Source organism: Paenibacillus sp. RC334 (genome assembly GCF_030034735.1).
GTDB lineage: Bacteria > Bacillota > Bacilli > Paenibacillales > Paenibacillaceae > Paenibacillus > Paenibacillus terrae_A.
In genome coordinates, this window is sequence record NZ_CP125370.1 from 5,037,343 (window position 1) to 5,054,158 (window position 16,816).

Annotated in this window: 14 protein-coding genes and 1 other annotated feature; all 14 genes read right to left on the reverse strand. The window is 46.5% G+C overall.

Annotation, left to right across the window (positions count from 1 at the left end; translation table 11 throughout):
- Positions 1-10: 10 nt before the first annotated feature.
- Positions 11-301 (reverse strand): 50S ribosomal protein L23, encoded by a 291-nt coding sequence (gene rplW, locus QMK20_RS23195; RefSeq protein WP_013312159.1) that lies wholly within the window; start codon positions 299-301, stop codon positions 11-13.
- Entirely contained in the window at positions 301-924 is a 624-nt protein-coding gene (rplD, locus tag QMK20_RS23200; RefSeq protein ID WP_013312160.1) for a 50S ribosomal protein L4, read from the reverse strand. Before rplD ends, rplW begins: the two co-directional genes overlap by 1 nt.
- Before the next feature lie 26 nt (positions 925-950).
- The gene (rplC, locus tag QMK20_RS23205) at positions 951-1,574 is read right to left on the reverse strand and encodes a 50S ribosomal protein L3 (RefSeq protein WP_013312161.1); all 624 of its coding nucleotides are present in this window, start codon (positions 1,572-1,574) and stop codon (positions 951-953) included.
- A 32-nt stretch (positions 1,575-1,606) separates the two neighbouring features.
- Positions 1,607-1,915 carry a 30S ribosomal protein S10 gene (rpsJ, locus tag QMK20_RS23210; protein ID WP_005544556.1) on the reverse strand — a complete coding sequence of 103 codons (309 nt, stop codon included), beginning with the start codon at positions 1,913-1,915 and terminating at the stop codon, positions 1,607-1,609.
- A 339-nt stretch (positions 1,916-2,254) separates the two neighbouring features.
- Positions 2,255-3,445 (reverse strand): elongation factor Tu, encoded by a 1,191-nt coding sequence (gene tuf / locus QMK20_RS23215; RefSeq protein WP_028542619.1) that lies wholly within the window; start codon positions 3,443-3,445, stop codon positions 2,255-2,257.
- A 94-nt stretch (positions 3,446-3,539) separates the two neighbouring features.
- Entirely contained in the window at positions 3,540-5,618 is a 2,079-nt protein-coding gene (gene fusA, locus QMK20_RS23220) for an elongation factor G (RefSeq protein WP_283653466.1), read from the reverse strand.
- Positions 5,619-5,665: 47 nt separating this feature from the next.
- Positions 5,666-6,136 carry a 30S ribosomal protein S7 gene (gene rpsG, locus QMK20_RS23225; RefSeq protein ID WP_007432586.1) on the reverse strand — a complete coding sequence of 157 codons (471 nt, stop codon included), beginning with the start codon at positions 6,134-6,136 and terminating at the stop codon, positions 5,666-5,668.
- 50 nt (positions 6,137-6,186) lie between these two features.
- Entirely contained in the window at positions 6,187-6,609 is a 423-nt protein-coding gene (gene rpsL / locus QMK20_RS23230; RefSeq protein WP_007432587.1) for a 30S ribosomal protein S12, read from the reverse strand.
- Between the two features lie 143 nt (positions 6,610-6,752).
- Positions 6,753-7,004, reverse strand: a complete 252-nt coding sequence (locus QMK20_RS23235; protein ID WP_014278316.1) for a ribosomal L7Ae/L30e/S12e/Gadd45 family protein — start codon at positions 7,002-7,004, stop codon at positions 6,753-6,755.
- A 234-nt stretch (positions 7,005-7,238) separates the two neighbouring features.
- Positions 7,239-10,853: a DNA-directed RNA polymerase subunit beta' gene (gene rpoC, locus QMK20_RS23240; RefSeq protein WP_044647203.1), complete on the reverse strand. Its 3,615-nt coding sequence runs from the start codon at positions 10,851-10,853 to the stop codon at positions 7,239-7,241.
- Positions 10,854-10,997: 144 nt separating this feature from the next.
- Positions 10,998-14,543 carry a DNA-directed RNA polymerase subunit beta gene (rpoB, locus tag QMK20_RS23245; RefSeq protein ID WP_044647202.1) on the reverse strand — a complete coding sequence of 1,182 codons (3,546 nt, stop codon included), beginning with the start codon at positions 14,541-14,543 and terminating at the stop codon, positions 10,998-11,000.
- A gap of 314 nt (positions 14,544-14,857) precedes the next feature.
- Positions 14,858-15,499 carry a class I SAM-dependent methyltransferase gene (locus QMK20_RS23250; protein WP_283653467.1) on the reverse strand — a complete coding sequence of 214 codons (642 nt, stop codon included), beginning with the start codon at positions 15,497-15,499 and terminating at the stop codon, positions 14,858-14,860.
- A 149-nt stretch (positions 15,500-15,648) separates the two neighbouring features.
- Positions 15,649-16,014 (reverse strand): 50S ribosomal protein L7/L12, encoded by a 366-nt coding sequence (gene rplL / locus QMK20_RS23255; RefSeq protein ID WP_025685943.1) that lies wholly within the window; start codon positions 16,012-16,014, stop codon positions 15,649-15,651.
- Between the two features lie 69 nt (positions 16,015-16,083).
- Entirely contained in the window at positions 16,084-16,587 is a 504-nt protein-coding gene (rplJ, locus tag QMK20_RS23260) for a 50S ribosomal protein L10 (RefSeq protein WP_134912299.1), read from the reverse strand.
- Between the two features lie 72 nt (positions 16,588-16,659).
- Positions 16,660-16,811, reverse strand: a sequence feature (ribosomal protein L10 leader region).
- Between the last annotated feature and the right edge of the window lie 5 nt (positions 16,812-16,816).

The following is a 16,816-nucleotide window of genomic DNA, read 5'->3' on the forward strand; positions in this document are numbered from 1 at the left end:
ACAGTTTCAATTATACCGTTTCAAAAAACTCAAGCGGCTTACTGTCTTTGCTCAGCGTTACGAACGCTTTTTTCCACTCGCTCGTATAGCCGGAATGACGTCCGTAGCGTTTTGGTTTTGCAGGAACACGAAGCGTGTTTACGTTACTTACTTTCACGTTAAAGATCGCTTCGATTGCTTTTTTAACTTCGACTTTATTGGAACGAATGTCTACCTCGAAAACGTATTTCAAGTCATTCATCATACCAGCCGTACGTTCGGTGATAACCGGACGTTTGATAATATCACGAGGATCCTTCATTACGCGAGCACCTCCTCTACCTTCTGAACTGCTTCCTTCGTAATGATCAGTTTGTCGTGTCCAAGCACGTCAAGAACATTAATGCCGTCTGCGGCTACAAACTTCACACCAGGAATATTACGAGCGGACAGGGCCACATTATCATCATAGCTAGGAGCTACGATCAATGCTTTACGGTCAGCTTTAAGGTTGTTCAAAATGGCTGCGAATTCTTTCGTTTTAGGTCCGTTCAGTGTAAGAGCGTCCAATACGATGATTTCATTCTCAATCACTTTGGAAGACAAAGCCGATTTAATCGCCAAGCGACGAACCTTTTTAGGCAATTTGTAAGCATAGCTGCGTGGAGTCGGACCAAATACAGTACCGCCACCAACCCATTGCGGCGCACGGATCGAACCTTGACGAGCGCGGCCAGTACCTTTTTGTTTCCAAGGCTTACGTCCGCCACCACGTACTTCAGAACGTCCTTTTACTTTGTGAGTACCTTGACGCAGGGAAGCCAATTGCATAACAACAGCGTCATGAAGAACGTGTTTATTCGGTTCGATACCGAATACTGCGTCGTTCAATTCAATTTCGCCAACTTGGCTGCCGCTAATATTAAAAAGTGCTACTTTTGGCATTTCGTGTTCCTCCTTTCTTCAGTTGTTTATTTTTTCACCGTTTCTAATACTTTAACGAAGCTGTTTTTAGGTCCTGGAATGGAGCCCTTCACGAGCAATACATTACGTTCTGTATCGATCTTAACAACTTCAAGGCGTTGGATCGTTACCGTTTCATGCCCCATGTGTCCTGGCAGGTGTTTACCTTTAGGAACGCGGTTAGCTTGAATGGAGCCCATCGAACCTGGACCTCTGTGGTAACGCGAGCCGTGTGCCATTGGTCCGCGGCTTTGTCCCCAACGCTTGATAACGCCGGCAAAACCTTTACCTTTAGAAATACCTGTTACGTCAACGAATTCGCCTTCTGTGAAGACATCAGCCTTCAGTTCTTGGCCAACCTCGTACGCAGCAAGGTCGATGCCACGAAGTTCACGAACGTAGCGCTTAGGTGCAGTATTTGCTTTTTTCGCATGTCCTGCTTCAGGTTTATTGGATCTTTTTTCTTTTTTATCAGAGAAACCGAGTTGAATAGCTTCGTATCCATCGTTTTCCAGATCTTTCTTTTGCAGAACAACACAAGGGCCCGCTTCGATAACTGTAACAGCAAGTACGTTACCTTCAGGGGTAAACACTTGAGTCATTCCGAGTTTTTTTCCTAAGATACCTTTCATGTTGACACCTCTTTTCTTTTCCTAATCACAAATTACAATTTAATTTCGATATCTACACCGGACGGCAGGTCCAAGCGCATCAAGGCATCCACAGTTTGTGGAGTCGGGTTAACAATGTCGATCAGACGCTTATGTGTGCGCATTTCGAACTGCTCCCGGGAATCCTTGTACTTGTGTACCGCACGGAGAATAGTAATGATTTGTTTTTCAGTTGGCAGCGGAATTGGTCCGGATACACCTGCGCCCGAACGTTTAGCTGTTTCAACAATTTTCTCAGCGGATTGATCAAGAATTCTGTGGTCGTAAGCTTTCAAACGAATACGAATCTTTTGCTTTGCCATTTTAGTCCCTCCTTCTATCGCCCAATTTGGTATCGGACATACTCCGTGAAAATTTTCCGACATCCCTCCCATGGCAAAGGGGCCGGGTGTGTCAGTAACCTCTCACATCATCGCACAGTCACAAACAACATTAGTTATTATATCTAATAGTTCTGCCTATTGCAAGCAAAAACGAAAAAACAATGTATCTTATTTTGAAAAGACACAATTGCACTCGCAGCTCGCGATTTATTCAAGAGAAAAGCCCCCGCACTAGGGCGGGGGCTTTTTTCAGCTCCGTTCCAATACAATGTTACTCGTTCCAGTACAATGTTGCTTTATTTAAAAGCCAAAGCCTTCTTATTTAGAGATTGTTGCTACCGCACCGGCGCCAACTGTACGTCCACCTTCACGAATAGAGAACTTAGTTCCTTCTTCGATAGCGATTGGGTTGATCAGTTGAACAGTAACTGTGATGTTGTCACCAGGCATTACCATTTCGGAACCTTCTGGCAAAGTGATGATACCAGTTACGTCAGTTGTACGGAAGTAGAACTGTGGACGGTAACCAGTGAAGAAAGGTTTGTGACGTCCACCCTCTTCTTTAGTCAAAACGTAGATTTGAGCAGAGAATTCTGTATGAGGTTTAACAGAACCTGGTTTAGCCAATACTTGGCCACGCTCGATTTGTGCACGGTCTACACCGCGAAGCAATGCGCCGATGTTATCGCCAGCTTGAGCAGAGTCAAGCAATTTACGGAACATTTCTACGCCTGTTACTACGGATTTACGGGATTCTTCTTGAATACCGATGATTTCGATTTCGTCGCCCACTTTAACAGTACCACGCTCTACACGGCCTGTAGCAACTGTACCACGACCTGTGATGGAGAATACGTCCTCGACAGGCATCAAGAAAGGCTTGTCAGTGTCGCGTTCTGGAGTTGGGATGTAAGTGTCGATTGTTTCGAACATTTCAACGATTTTCTTAGCATAGTCGCCCTCTGGGTTTTGCAGAGCTTCACGAGCGGAACCGCGAATGATTGGAGTGTCGTCGCCTGGGAAGTCATATTCGCTCAGCAAGTCACGAACTTCCATTTCAACCAGTTCCAACAACTCTTCGTCTTCAACCATGTCACATTTGTTCAGGAATACAACGATGTAAGGAACGCCTACTTGGCGGGACAACAGGATGTGCTCGCGAGTTTGCGGCATTGGGCCGTCAGCTGCGGATACAACCAGAATCGCTCCGTCCATTTGTGCAGCGCCAGTGATCATGTTTTTAACATAGTCGGCGTGACCTGGGCAGTCAACGTGTGCATAGTGACGGTTAGGTGTTTCGTATTCCACGTGTGCTGTGGAGATTGTGATACCGCGTTCGCGCTCTTCTGGAGCTTTATCGATTTGGTCGAATGCTACAGCAGCACCACCGTAAGTTTTGGACAATACAGTTGTGATTGCAGCAGTCAAAGTAGTTTTACCATGATCGACGTGACCAATAGTACCGATGTTAACGTGCGGTTTGTTACGTTCAAACTTAGCCTTTGCCATTTGAACAATTCCTCCTCAATAACTTGTTTTATTTTTAGGCTGCCGGCTTTCTCTTGGAAAAACCTTGATTATACCGGTCAGCTGATACATTGTATTACTCGCCGCCTTTGGTTTTAGCAACGATCTCTTCAGCAATGCTCTTCGGAACTTCTTCATAATGAGAAAGCTCCATGGAGAACACGCCGCGTCCTTGTGTACCGGAACGAAGTGTAGTCGAGTATCCGAACATTTCGGACAAAGGCACCTTTGCACGAATGATTTGAGCTCCACTACGGGAATCCATACCTTCAATCCGGCCACGACGGGAGTTCAACATACCCATTACGTCTCCCATGTATTCCTCAGGAGCCGTTACTTCAACTTTCATAATCGGCTCAAGCAATACTGGTTTACATTTGTCTTTCGCTGCTTTCAGCGCCATTGATCCGGCAATTTTAAACGCCATTTCATTGGAATCGACATCATGGTATGATCCGTCCACGATTGTAGCTTTAACGTCCACAAGCGGAAAGCCTGCGATAACGCCGTTTTTCATTTGTTCCTCAATACCAGCAAGAGCAGGAGCGATGTACTCTCTAGGAACAGAGCCGCCGACTACCTTACTTTCGAATTGGCTACCAGTACCTGGCTCAAGCGGTTCGAACTCAACCCATACGTGACCATATTGACCACGACCACCGGATTGACGAACGAATTTACCTTCGACACGTGCTGGAGCACGGAACGTTTCACGGTAAGCAACCTGTGGTTTACCCACATTGGTTTCCACCTTAAACTCACGACGCATACGGTCGATGATGATATCAAGGTGAAGCTCACCCATACCTGCCAAGATGGTTTGGCCTGTTTCTTCGTTAGTATGAGCGCGAAGAGTTGGATCTTCTTCGGTCAATTTACCGAGGGCAACAGACATTTTATCTTGGTCGGCTTTGGTTTTAGGCTCAACCGCGATTTCGATAACCGGATCAGGGAAATTCATGGACTCAAGAATAACTGGATTCTTCTCATCACACAGTGTATCACCTGTACCTGTATCTTTCAAACCTACGGCTGCCGCAATATCACCGGAGTAAACTACAGTGATTTCTTGACGGCTGTTCGCATGCATTTGAAGAATACGTCCGATACGTTCGCGCTTGCCTTTTGTTGCATTCAATACGTATGAACCGGATTGAAGAACACCGGAGTATACGCGGAAAAATGTCAACTTACCAACGTAAGGGTCCGTCATGATTTTGAAGGCCAATGCGGAGAAAGGCTCTTCATCGGAAGAGTGACGTTCAACTTCCGTACCGTCTTCCAAATGCCCTTGAATACTTGGCACGTCAGTAGGAGCCGGCAAATAGTCGAGAACAGCATCCAACATCAGCTGAACACCTTTGTTACGGTAAGAAGATCCACAGATAACTGGGAAGATTTTAACTTCTACAACACCTTTACGGAGAGCGGCTTTAATTTCAGCAACCGAAATTTCTTCGCCTTCCAGGTATTTCATTGTCAAATCTTCGTCCAGTTCAGCAACCTTCTCAATCAATTCATTACGGAGTTCTTCAACTTTATCTTTGAATTCCGCAGGAATTTCGACTTCTTCGATATCTTGACCAAGATCATCTTTGTACATATGAGCTTTTTGTTCAACGATATCGATGATACCAGTAAAATCATTTTCTGCGCCGATTGGCAATTGAATCGCAACTGCGTTCGCTTGAAGGCGATCACGCATGTCGGAGACAACATTCAGGAAGTCGGCACCAATGATATCCATTTTGTTTACATATGCGATCCGTGGAACGCCGTAGCGATCAGCCTGTCTCCATACGGTTTCGGACTGAGGCTCAACGCCTTCTTTCGCACTGAAAACACCAACTGCTCCGTCCAATACACGAAGGGAACGTTCAACTTCAACAGTGAAGTCAACGTGCCCCGGGGTGTCGATGATATTGACGCGGTGACCTTTCCAGGCAGCGGTCGTCGCAGCGGAAGTAATCGTGATTCCGCGCTCTTGTTCTTGTTCCATCCAGTCCATTGTCGCAGCGCCTTCGTGAACTTCACCGATTTTGTGCGTACGTCCTGTGTAGAACAAGATCCGCTCTGTTGTTGTGGTTTTACCCGCGTCAATATGAGCCATGATCCCGATATTACGTGTATTCGTCAAGGAGAACTCTCTTGCCATGAAATGGGTCTCCCTTCAAAATTGAAGTTATTTTTTTGAGCTGAATCCTACCAACGATAGTGAGCAAACGCTTTGTTCGCTTCAGCCATTTTGTGCGTATCTTCGCGTTTCTTCACGGAAGCGCCTGTGTTGTTGGAAGCGTCGATAATCTCAGCTGCCAAACGCTCTTCCATAGTTTTCTCGCCGCGGTTGCGGGAGTAGTTTACGAGCCAACGTAAACCCAGGGAAGTACGTCTTTCTGGTTTTACCTCGATTGGTACTTGGTAGTTGGCACCGCCGACACGGCGTGCTTTAACTTCCAGGACTGGCATGATATTCTTAATAGCTGCTTCAAAAACTTCCATCGGGTCATTCCCCGTACGTTCTTGGATAAGCTTGAACGCATTGTACAGAATGCTTTGAGCAACGCCTCGTTTTCCGTCGAGCATGATGCGGTTGATCAGGCGGGTAACCAACTTGCTGTTATATACCGGATCTGGCAACACGTCTCTTTTGGTAACTGGACCTTTGCGTGGCATGGATATCCCCCTTTCTTACATGTTAAACCGATTTATTCGGTTTATATTCATTAGGATTTTTTAGCTTTAGGGCGTTTTGCGCCGTATTTGGAACGAGCTTGCATGCGGTTGTTTACGCCTGCAGTATCCAAAGCACCGCGAACGATATGGTAACGTACACCTGGAAGGTCTTTTACACGACCCCCGCGAATCAGCACTACGCTGTGTTCTTGCAGGTTGTGTCCGATACCCGGAATGTAAGCAGTCACCTCTACACGGTTCGTCAAACGAACACGAGCATATTTACGAAGTGCGGAGTTTGGTTTTTTGGGAGTCATAGTACCTACACGAGTGCATACTCCGCGTTTTTGCGGGGCACTGATGTCGGTAGCTTCACGTTTCAAGGCGTTAAAACCTTTTTGCAAAGCCGGTGATTTCGATTTCTCGATTTTGGCTTGACGTCCTTTACGAACTAGTTGGTTAATAGTTGGCATTGTGGTTGCCACCCCCTTCCTCAATTTTTACTGTTGCTTCACAAACCATTTCTAAGCCCACAGACCCAGGCGGTTCATAAAAGAACAAATGAAAAGTCTTTGCCGCCAAGAATTCATTCTCTTAGACAAAAACGTTCCTTACCCTATTGTTTTACGATAGCAGCCATAGCGGCTCCCACTTCAATCCCACATGCAGCTCCGAGATTTTTCATTGTATCTACAAGAGTCACTTTGACTCCTTGCTTGTTGCACAAAGCAATGATGTTGGAAGTGAGACGTGGATCTGCGTCTTCTGCCACATATACTTCAGAGGCGAAGCCCAATTCGACCATACGTATGGTTTGTTTGGTACCGATTTTGACATGAGCATCTTGCAGTCCCTGTTCTTTAGACATATCTCATTCCTCCGAAAAGACACAATAGCATATAGGCTGCTCACGCACCTTTGCTATATTAGCATTGACTATAAGCAATGTCAAGACAATTATCGACTATAGTTTGCTTAACAAAGCAATACAATAAATTTCATTTCAAGAAAAAGCGCCGGAACACCGTCTGATAGAGCATAATCTAAAAGCTCCACCAGAGAACGATGTTCCGGGCCCATCATGCCATTTGTTAACGTTATATTACTCGGCCGAAATCGGTTCGAGTTCTTCGGACGAGGATTGCTCCCCTTCCGGTTGGGCAAATTTCACACTGCGGTAACGGTTCATTCCTGTACCTGCAGGGATCAACTTACCAATAATAACGTTCTCTTTCAGACCAAGCAACTGATCGACTTTGCCTTTTATAGCTGCATCGGTCAGCACGCGTGTGGTCTCTTGGAAGGAAGCTGCTGACAAGAAGGAGTCAGTTTCCAGAGATGCCTTGGTGATACCAAGCAGAACCGGTTTGGCTACCGCTGGCTCTTGGCCACTGAGAATTGCTGTCTTGTTCGCATTTTCATACTCGTGCACATCAACAAAGGAGCCTGGAAGCAGCGTGGTATTCCCCGCATCAAGGATACGGATTTTACGCAACATTTGACGAATCATAACTTCCACGTGCTTATCATTGATTTCTACGCCCTGATTCCGATATACGCGTTGAACTTCCTGAAGGATATAGTTCTGTACCCCGCGAATACCTTTAATGCGCAGCATTTCTTTAGGGTCGATTGAACCGTCTGTCAGTTCATCCCCGGCTTCAACAGTCATGCCTTCGCTTACGCGCAGACGAGAACCATACGTAACCGAATAAGTTTTCGTTTCAGCTTCACCCTGAATATCGATCTCACGGCGATCTTTACCTTCACGAATTTCTTTAACTGTACCGTCAATTTCACTGATGGTTGCCTGACCTTTAGGATTACGTGCTTCGAAAAGCTCCTGAATACGCGGCAAACCTTGTGTAATATCGTCGCCCGCTACACCGCCTGTGTGGAATGTACGCATTGTAAGCTGGGTTCCTGGTTCACCGATGGATTGTGCCGCGATAATACCAACTGCTTCACCAATCTCAACGTGTTTGCCAGTAGCCAGATTGCGACCGTAGCATTTCTTGCAGACGCCATGTTTGGCACGACAGCTCAGTACTGAACGAATTTGAAGCTTTTGTACACCAGCTTTAACAATTGCTTCCGCTTTGTCGGAATCGATCAATTCGTTACGGCCAGCCAAAATCTCGCCAGTCTCCGGATGACGTACCGTTTCAAAGCAATAGCGACCTTCCAGACGGTCATACAGATCCTCAATAACTTCTTTACCGTCCTGAATACGGCTTACTGTAAAGCCTTTGTCCGTTCCGCAATCTTCTTCACGCACGATAACATCCTGCGCCACATCGACAAGACGACGAGTCAGGTAACCTGAGTCAGCCGTACGAAGCGCTGTATCCGCCAAACCTTTACGCGCTCCGTGAGTGGAGATGAAGTACTCGAGTACTGTCAAACCTTCACGGAAGTTCGATTTAATTGGGAGCTCGATAATACGACCGGATGGATTCGCCATCAGACCACGCATACCGCCGAGCTGGGTAATCTGTGATTTGTTACCCCGCGCTTTGGAGTCTACCATCATCATGATGGAGTTATAGCGATCCATGGACTTCATCAGCACTTCGGTAATATCATCTTTCGCTTTGGACCAAATATCAATAATCCGGTCATAGCGTTCCTCGTTCGTAATCAGACCACGACGGTATTGATTCGTTACGACTTGCGCTTTGTCCTCAGAACCTTTAAGAATTCCTTGTTTTTCCACCGGCACGATAACGTCCGACACAGCAACAGTTACACCTGAACGAGTAGAATACGTAAAGCCAAGCTGTTTGATTTTATCCAAAATCACAGCTGTTTCTGTTGTATGGTAAGTTTCAAAGCAACGGGCAATAATGTTACCAAGGTAATCCTTACCTACCCCGTTAGCTTGCGGAGCATTTTGAATCGCTTCTGTAAGGTTTACACCCTTTTCGTAAACAAAGAACTCCTCAGCAGTACCATAAAGCAGGTTAGCACGGGTAGCATCATTGATGTACGGGAAGCTGGCCGGAAAAATTTCATTAAAGATAATTTTACCAACCGTAGTGATCAGCATCGCATCCTGTTGTTTTTCCGTAAAGCTCGTTTTATTCAAAGCTTTAACCGGAATAGCTACACGAGCATGAAGACCCGCTGTACCGCGCTGGTAAGCCGATATAGCCTCGTTCATATTGCGAAGGATCATGTTGCTGCCTTCTTCTTCTTTGTTATCCATAGTCAGATAGAAAGAACCAAGGACCATATCCTGGGAAGGAGTAACAACAGGTTTGCCGTCTTTCGGATTCAAAATGTTACCGGATGCCAGCATGAGCAAACGAGCTTCTGCTTGGGCTTCCGCAGACAATGGAACGTGAACCGCCATTTGGTCACCGTCAAAGTCGGCATTATATGCCGTACATACGAGCGGATGCAAACGGATTGCACGACCTTCAACCAAAATCGGTTCAAACGCCTGAATACCGAGTCTATGCAGCGTAGGGGCACGGTTCAGAAGAACCGGATGCTCCCTGATTACTTCTTCGAGCACATCCCATACTTCTGCGCTCACGCGCTCTACTTTACGTTTCGCGCTCTTAATGTTGTGTGCAAGACCTTTGTTCACAAGTTCTTTCATGACAAAAGGTTTGAACAGTTCCAATGCCATTTCTTTCGGCAAACCGCATTGGTACATTTTCAAGTACGGACCTACAACGATAACGGAACGACCGGAGTAGTCAACACGTTTTCCGAGCAAGTTTTGACGGAAGCGTCCTTGTTTACCTTTCAGCATATGGCTGAGGGATTTCAAAGGACGGTTACCCGGACCTGTAACAGGGCGGCCACGACGACCATTATCGATCAGGGCGTCAACAGCTTCCTGCAGCATCCGTTTTTCATTTTGTACGATAATATCCGGAGCACCCAGATCTAGCAGGCGTTTCAGACGGTTGTTACGGTTAATAACACGGCGGTACAAGTCATTCAAGTCAGAGGTAGCAAAACGTCCACCATCCAGCTGTACCATCGGACGAAGCTCCGGAGGAATAACAGGCAGCACGTCCATGATCATCCAGTCCGGCTGGTTGCCGGAGTTACGGAACGCCTCAATCACTTCAAGACGCTTGATCGCACGGTTGCGGCGTTGTCCTTGAGCTGTACGCAGCTCTTCTTTCAGGAATTCCAGTTCTTTGTCTATATCCAAATCTTGAAGGAGCTTCTTAACCGCTTCAGCACCCATACCTGCCTGGAATCCGTAGCCGTATTTTTCACGGTAGCTGCGGTATTCTTTCTCGGACAGGAGTTGCTTTTTCTCCAATGGCGTATCTCCTGGATCAGTTACAACATAAGATGCGAAGTAAATGATCTCTTCCAGAGATCTTGGAGACATATCAAGAGCAAGACCCATACGGCTCGGGATGCCTTTAAAGTACCAAATATGCGATACAGGGGCAGCCAGCTCGATGTGACCCATACGCTCACGACGAACCTTAGCGCGGGTAACCTCTACACCACAACGGTCACAGACAACACCTTTATAGCGCACGCGCTTGTACTTACCGCAATGACATTCCCAGTCTTTCGTAGGTCCGAAAATTTTCTCGCAAAATAGTCCTTCTTTTTCCGGTTTAAGCGTACGATAGTTAATCGTCTCCGGTTTTTTGACTTCTCCGCGGGACCAAGAACGAATCTTTTCGGGGGAAGCAAGCCCGATTTTCATATATTCGAAATTGTTAACGTCCAACAAGGAGCAACCCTCCTTAACCAAATCCTGAGTTTTTAGGTTTGATACCGCCCGGCAGCACCGGGCGGTATCAAGAAGCCCGATCCATCCTGTAGAAAATGGATCGAGGCATATAACAAAGCTGATATGATTCAGTCAGCAGACAGACTACTCTACGCCAACCTCAGAGCCTTCCAGATTCAAACTCAGCTTGTCGCTGGTTGTATCATCTTCATCATCAAGCTCTCTCATTTCGATCTCTTGTTCGTCTCCGGACAGAATCTTCACGTCCATACCCAAGCTTTGCAGCTCTTTGATCAAGACCTTGAATGATTCAGGCACACCCGGTTCAGGTACATTTTCACCTTTGACGATGGATTCGTATGTTTTAACACGTCCAACCACATCATCGGATTTGACAGTCAAAATTTCCTGAAGCGTGTAAGCCGCGCCGTAGGCTTCCAGTGCCCATACTTCCATCTCCCCGAAGCGCTGACCACCGAATTGAGCTTTACCACCCAACGGCTGTTGCGTAACGAGAGAGTAAGGACCTGTAGAACGAGCATGGATTTTATCGTCAACCATGTGCGCCAGTTTGATCATGTGCATGACACCGACAGTAACTTCACGTTCAAAACGATCACCGGTACGTCCGTCATACAACACCGTCTTACCATTGCGCTGCATGCCTGCCTCTTCCATCGTATCGAACACGTCATACTCCTTGGCACCATCAAATACAGGCGTTGCCACATGAATACCAAGGCGCATTGCAGCCATACCCAGATGAATTTCAAGCACCTGTCCGATGTTCATCCGTGAAGGTACCCCCAGCGGGTTCAGAACGACTTGTACTGGTGTACCGTCCGGCAGGAACGGCATATCTTCTTCAGGCAAAATACGGGCAACGACACCCTTGTTACCGTGACGTCCGGCCATTTTATCGCCTTCGGAAATTTTGCGTTTTTGAGCAATGTATACACGAACCAGTTGGTTCACGCCTGGTGGCAGTTCGTCGCCATTCTCACGTGTAAATACTTTGACGTCCACAACAATCCCGTCTGTTCCGTGAGGAACTCTCAAAGAAGTGTCGCGAACCTCGCGTGCCTTCTCACCAAAGATCGCATGCAAAAGGCGTTCTTCGGCTGTCAGCTCCGTCACACCCTTAGGCGTTACTTTACCAACGAGAATGTCACCTGCGCCGATTTCGGCACCAATGCGGATAATTCCACGCTCATCCAAATTACGGAGCGCTTCTTCACCGACATTCGGAATATCACGGGTGATTTCTTCCGGTCCAAGCTTCGTGTCGCGGGCTTCGGATTCGTATTCCTCAATATGAATGGAGGTGTATACGTCTTCCTTTACCAGCTTCTCACTCAGCAGGATCGCATCCTCGTAGTTGTAACCTTCCCAAGTCATGAAGGCAACGACAACGTTACGTCCCAATGCCAGCTCGCCCATCTCTGTGGAAGGACCATCTGCGAGAATATCGCCAGCTTTCACCACATCGCCTCTATTGACGATTGGACGTTGGTTAATGCATGTTCCTTGGTTTGAACGCATAAATTTGTGTAATTTATACTTAATTATGTCGCCCTTCACTTCAGAACCATCTACTGTTTCGATGCGACGCAGCCAAATTTCGTTAGCTGAAGAACGTTCGATTACACCGTCGTATTTGGATACAATACATACCCCGGAATCTTTCGCAGCCTTATGCTCCATTCCTGTTCCGACCAAAGGAGACTTCGGAATCAACAAAGGAACGGCCTGCCGTTGCATATTGGAACCCATCAACGCACGGTTCGAGTCATCGTTCTCCAAGAACGGAATCAGTGCAGTTGCCACTGACACGACCTGCTTAGGCGAAACGTCCATATAGTCAACACGGCTACTTGCCATTGGAATGATGTTATCAGACTGCTTGTTGTAACGGACAATGACAACTTCTTCCTTAAAAGTGCTGTCCTCTGTCAGTTCCTCATTTGCCTGGGCTACGATGTAGTTATCTTCTTCATCAGCCGTCAGGTAATCAATTTGGTCTGTAACTTTTCCGGTTTTCGGATCTACCCAACGATAAGGAGCTTCGATAAATCCGTACTCGTTGATACGTGCGAAGGTAGACAAGGAGTTGATCAAACCAATGTTTGGTCCCTCTGGTGTCTCGATAGGACACATACGACCGTAGTGACTCGGATGGACGTCACGTACTTCCATGCCTGCGCGTTCACGTGTCAAACCGCCGGGTCCGAGTGCGGACAAACGGCGTTTGTGTGTCAATTCAGCAAGTGGATTCGTCTGATCCATAAACTGGGACAGCTGGGAGCTACCAAAGAACTCCTTGATCGAAGCAATTACCGGACGTATGTTAATCAGTGCCTGTGGCGTAATCACATTAGCATCCTGAATCGACATTCTTTCGCGCACCACGCGTTCCATACGGGATAAACCGATACGGAACTGGTTCTGGAGCAATTCACCGACAGAGCGCAAACGACGGTTGCCCAAATGGTCAATATCGTCCGTGCTTCCGATTCCGTGAAGTAAGTTAATAAAATAACTGATGGAGGAAATAATATCGGCAGGCGTAATATTTTTAACCGATTTATCAATATTTCCGTTGGCAATCAGTTTTACAACTTTACCATCCTCAATCGGCGAGAATATATCGATCGTTTGAAGAGGAATATCGTTGCTTTCCAGCACGCCAGTAGCAACATGATACGTACGGTGTCCTACCGATTCCTCAAGCTGGGCCAAAATCTCGTCCAACAGGCGGCGATCCACCATTTGTCCTGCTTCAGCGATGATTTCGCCGGTTGTCGTATCAATCAAAGTCTCAGCAAGCCGTTGATTGAACAGTCGGTTTTTGATATGAAGCTTTTTATTGATTTTGTAACGGCCTACGTTGGCCAGATCATAACGTTTTGGATCAAAGAAACGTGCAACGAGCAAGCTCTTTGCATTATCCAGTGTAGGTGGCTCACCCGGACGAAGACGCTCATAAATCTCAATCAGCGCTTTTTCCGTAGAGTCCGTGTTGTCTTTATCAAGAGTATTACGGATATATTCGTCATTGCCGAGCAAATCCAGAATCTCAGCATCAGTGCCAAAGCCAAGCGCACGCAGCAACACCGTAACCGGAATTTTACGGGTACGGTCAATCCGGACATAGATAATGTCCTTCGCATCCATCTCCAGTTCGAGCCAAGCCCCCCGGTTAGGAATTACCGTTGCGGTGTATGTTGTTTTCGCATTCTTGTCGACTTTTGTGCTGAAATAGACGCTGGGAGAGCGAACCAACTGGCTGACAATAACCCGTTCCGCACCGTTAATAATAAACGTACCCGTATCAGTCATCAGCGGGAAGTCTCCCATGAATACTTCCTGCTCTTTCACTTCCCCGGTCTCTTTATTAATAAGCCGGACTTTTACCCGAAGCGGTGCTGCATACGTTACGTCGCGTTCCTTTGCGTCGTCAACGGTATATTTGGGTTCTCCGAGAGAATAATCGATAAACTCCAAAATCAGATTTCCTGTGAAATCCTGAATTGGCGAAATATCCCGAAACATTTCCCGCAATCCTTCCTCCAAAAACCAATCATAGGATTTTTGCTGGATCTCAATCAGGTTCGGAACCTCGAGTACCTCGTTAATACGTGCATAACTGCGCCGAGTGCGTCGACCATATTGAACAAGATGTCCTGCCAACTTAAACTCACCCCTCATGTCTACTCACTTTAAAAATTCATTGCGAACCTTTGTTTGTGACCTTATAATAAGACACAGACAGAAGATTCAATCCACAAATACAGAAAAGCCCTTACTCGAATGCATTCGAAAAAAGAGCGACGTATCTGCAGAATCCTCTTACCGGAAGATCTTCATCACTTGTAGATTTGCCCAAAATGATTGTATTATACGTAATAGGTATAAATACTATACCCTTCTACGCATAAATCTATTGACATTTCAACAAACTAAAGCCATGGAGGGCATCCTAATACTGACATTTTATAATAATATCACAGACCAGGATTCAAGTCAATGGTCCTATTGCATTTTTCTAAAACTTTTTTCGCCTTCAAAATACGGTAACCTTTATCCTTCGTAACTTCCTCCACACGTCCGAAAAGGCTCTCAATTTTAGCGCTTGCCGAAGGGGCACCCTGCTTTTTCTGAATAACCACCCACAAAGTTCCACCTTCATTTAAATGTTCATAAGCAAGCTCAAAAATGGTATGAACCGTTTCCTTACCCGCACGTATAGGGGGATTCGTTAGAATCACGTCAAAACGATCATCTTTCACTTGCTCAAACAGATCGCTTTGCTTTATGGTCACATTGGTAATCCCATTCCGTTCGGCATTCTCTATTGCCAGTTGAACGGCTCGCTCGTTAATATCTACCATTGTAACGTGACCATTCGGTACAAGCGTCGCTGCCGTCAAACCAATCGGTCCATAGCCGCACCCTACATCCAGCACCGAAGCCTGTGCTGGAAGCTGCATCGCCTCAATTAACACACGGCTACCGTAATCAATTCCCTGCTTGGAGAAAACGCCTGAATCGCTGGCAAAACGGTATGTCCGCCCCCGCAGCTCTGTTTCGAGGCTCCGCCGTTCATGCGCCGTTTCTGGCCGTTTGGAGTAATAATGATCAGACATTCATGACCACCTCCTTTGGTTGGTAATACCATCATAGCCTTCACTATTACGTTCCAGACATGCTTGTACTGCCGATTTACAGCAACAAACCCCTTGAAGATCACCTCAAGGGGTTTGTTTTAGTGCATTGTCTGCTAGATAGCAGTCAATTATTTCACTTCTACGGAAGCGCCTGCTTCTTCCAATTTTGCTTTCAAGGAATCAGCTTCTTCTTTCGCGATTTTTTCTTTCAGTGGTTTTGGAGCGTTGTCAACCAGTTCTTTTGCTTCTTTCAGGCCAAGACCTGTGATTTCGCGAACTGCTTTGATAACGTTGATTTTGGAAGCGCCAGCGCTTGTCAAAATTACGTCGAACTCGGATTGCTCAGCTTCTGCTGCGCCACCTGCTGCGCCGCCTGCTACAGCTACTGGAGCTGCTGCAGTTACGCCGAATTCTTCTTCGATTGCTTTCACGAGATCGTTCAGTTCCAATACGGACATACCTTTAATCGCTTCCAAGATTTGCTCTTTACTCATGGTTGAACCTCCATTTAAATTCTTATTTTTTTGTTTTCAATCTGCTATACAGCAGCTTTAATCCCTAACTTATGCACTTTGCTCTTCTTTTTCTGCAACAGCTTTAACTGCAAGCGCGAAGTTGCGCACAGGAGCTTGAAGCACGCTGAGGAGCATGGAAAGGAGACCTTCGCGGGATGGCAGTTCTGCCAGCGCTTTAATTTCCTCAACACCGATAACACGGCCTTCTACAACTGCACCTTTTAGTTCCAGCGCAGTGTTTTTCTTAGCGAAATCATTCAAGATTTTAGCTGCAGACACTGCATCATCTTTGCCGAACGCGATTGCAGTAGGACCTGTCAATACTGCGTCCAGTTCAGTCAATTCTGCTGCCGCAGTTGCACGACGAAGCAGCGTGTTTTTCAGCACTTGAAATTCGATTCCTGCTTCGCGAAGCTGCTTACGCAGCTCAGTTACTTGGGCAACATTCAGACCGCGATAGTCAGCAACCACAGTCGTTACGCTCTCGCGCAATTTTGCAGCTACAACTTCAACAGCTTCTTGTTTTGCTTGAATCACTTTTGCATTTGCCAAACTGTACACCTCCTGATCAATTTATCCGCTCTGCTCGACCAACCTATCCGGTGGTCGTCCAAAGCTACCTTCATGAGCATGAAAAAAGCCTCCGTAGAGTACGAAGGCTTGATAAATCTACATGGACGAGACGAGCCCGTCACATGAAACGTTCTATCATAACACCTCGGTAGGAAATTAAGCCCGAAGGCACCTACTGTCTACGGTAAGCATATTCAACTTTAATGGT

Excerpts from the sequence above, each read along its gene's own strand:
- QMK20_RS23250 (WP_283653467.1), bottom strand. The coding sequence starts at position 15,499 with ATGTCTGATCATTATTACTCCAAACGGCCAGAAACGGCGCATGAACGG.
- rpsJ (WP_005544556.1), bottom strand. The coding sequence starts at position 1,915 with ATGGCAAAGCAAAAGATTCGTATTCGTTTGAAAGCTTACGACCACAGA.
- fusA (WP_283653466.1), bottom strand. The coding sequence starts at position 5,618 with ATGGCAAGAGAGTTCTCCTTGACGAATACACGTAATATCGGGATCATG.
- rplC (WP_013312161.1), bottom strand. The coding sequence starts at position 1,574 with ATGAAAGGTATCTTAGGAAAAAAACTCGGAATGACTCAAGTGTTTACC.
- rplD (WP_013312160.1), bottom strand. The coding sequence starts at position 924 with ATGCCAAAAGTAGCACTTTTTAATATTAGCGGCAGCCAAGTTGGCGAA.
- QMK20_RS23235 (WP_014278316.1), bottom strand. The coding sequence starts at position 7,004 with ATGTCTAAAGAACAGGGACTGCAAGATGCTCATGTCAAAATCGGTACC.
- rplW (WP_013312159.1), bottom strand. The coding sequence starts at position 301 with ATGAAGGATCCTCGTGATATTATCAAACGTCCGGTTATCACCGAACGT.
- rplL (WP_025685943.1), bottom strand. The coding sequence starts at position 16,014 with ATGAGTAAAGAGCAAATCTTGGAAGCGATTAAAGGTATGTCCGTATTG.
- tuf (WP_028542619.1), bottom strand. The coding sequence starts at position 3,445 with ATGGCAAAGGCTAAGTTTGAACGTAACAAACCGCACGTTAACATCGGT.
- rpsG (WP_007432586.1), bottom strand. The coding sequence starts at position 6,136 with ATGCCACGCAAAGGTCCAGTTACCAAAAGAGACGTGTTGCCAGATCCG.
- rpsL (WP_007432587.1), bottom strand. The coding sequence starts at position 6,609 with ATGCCAACTATTAACCAACTAGTTCGTAAAGGACGTCAAGCCAAAATC.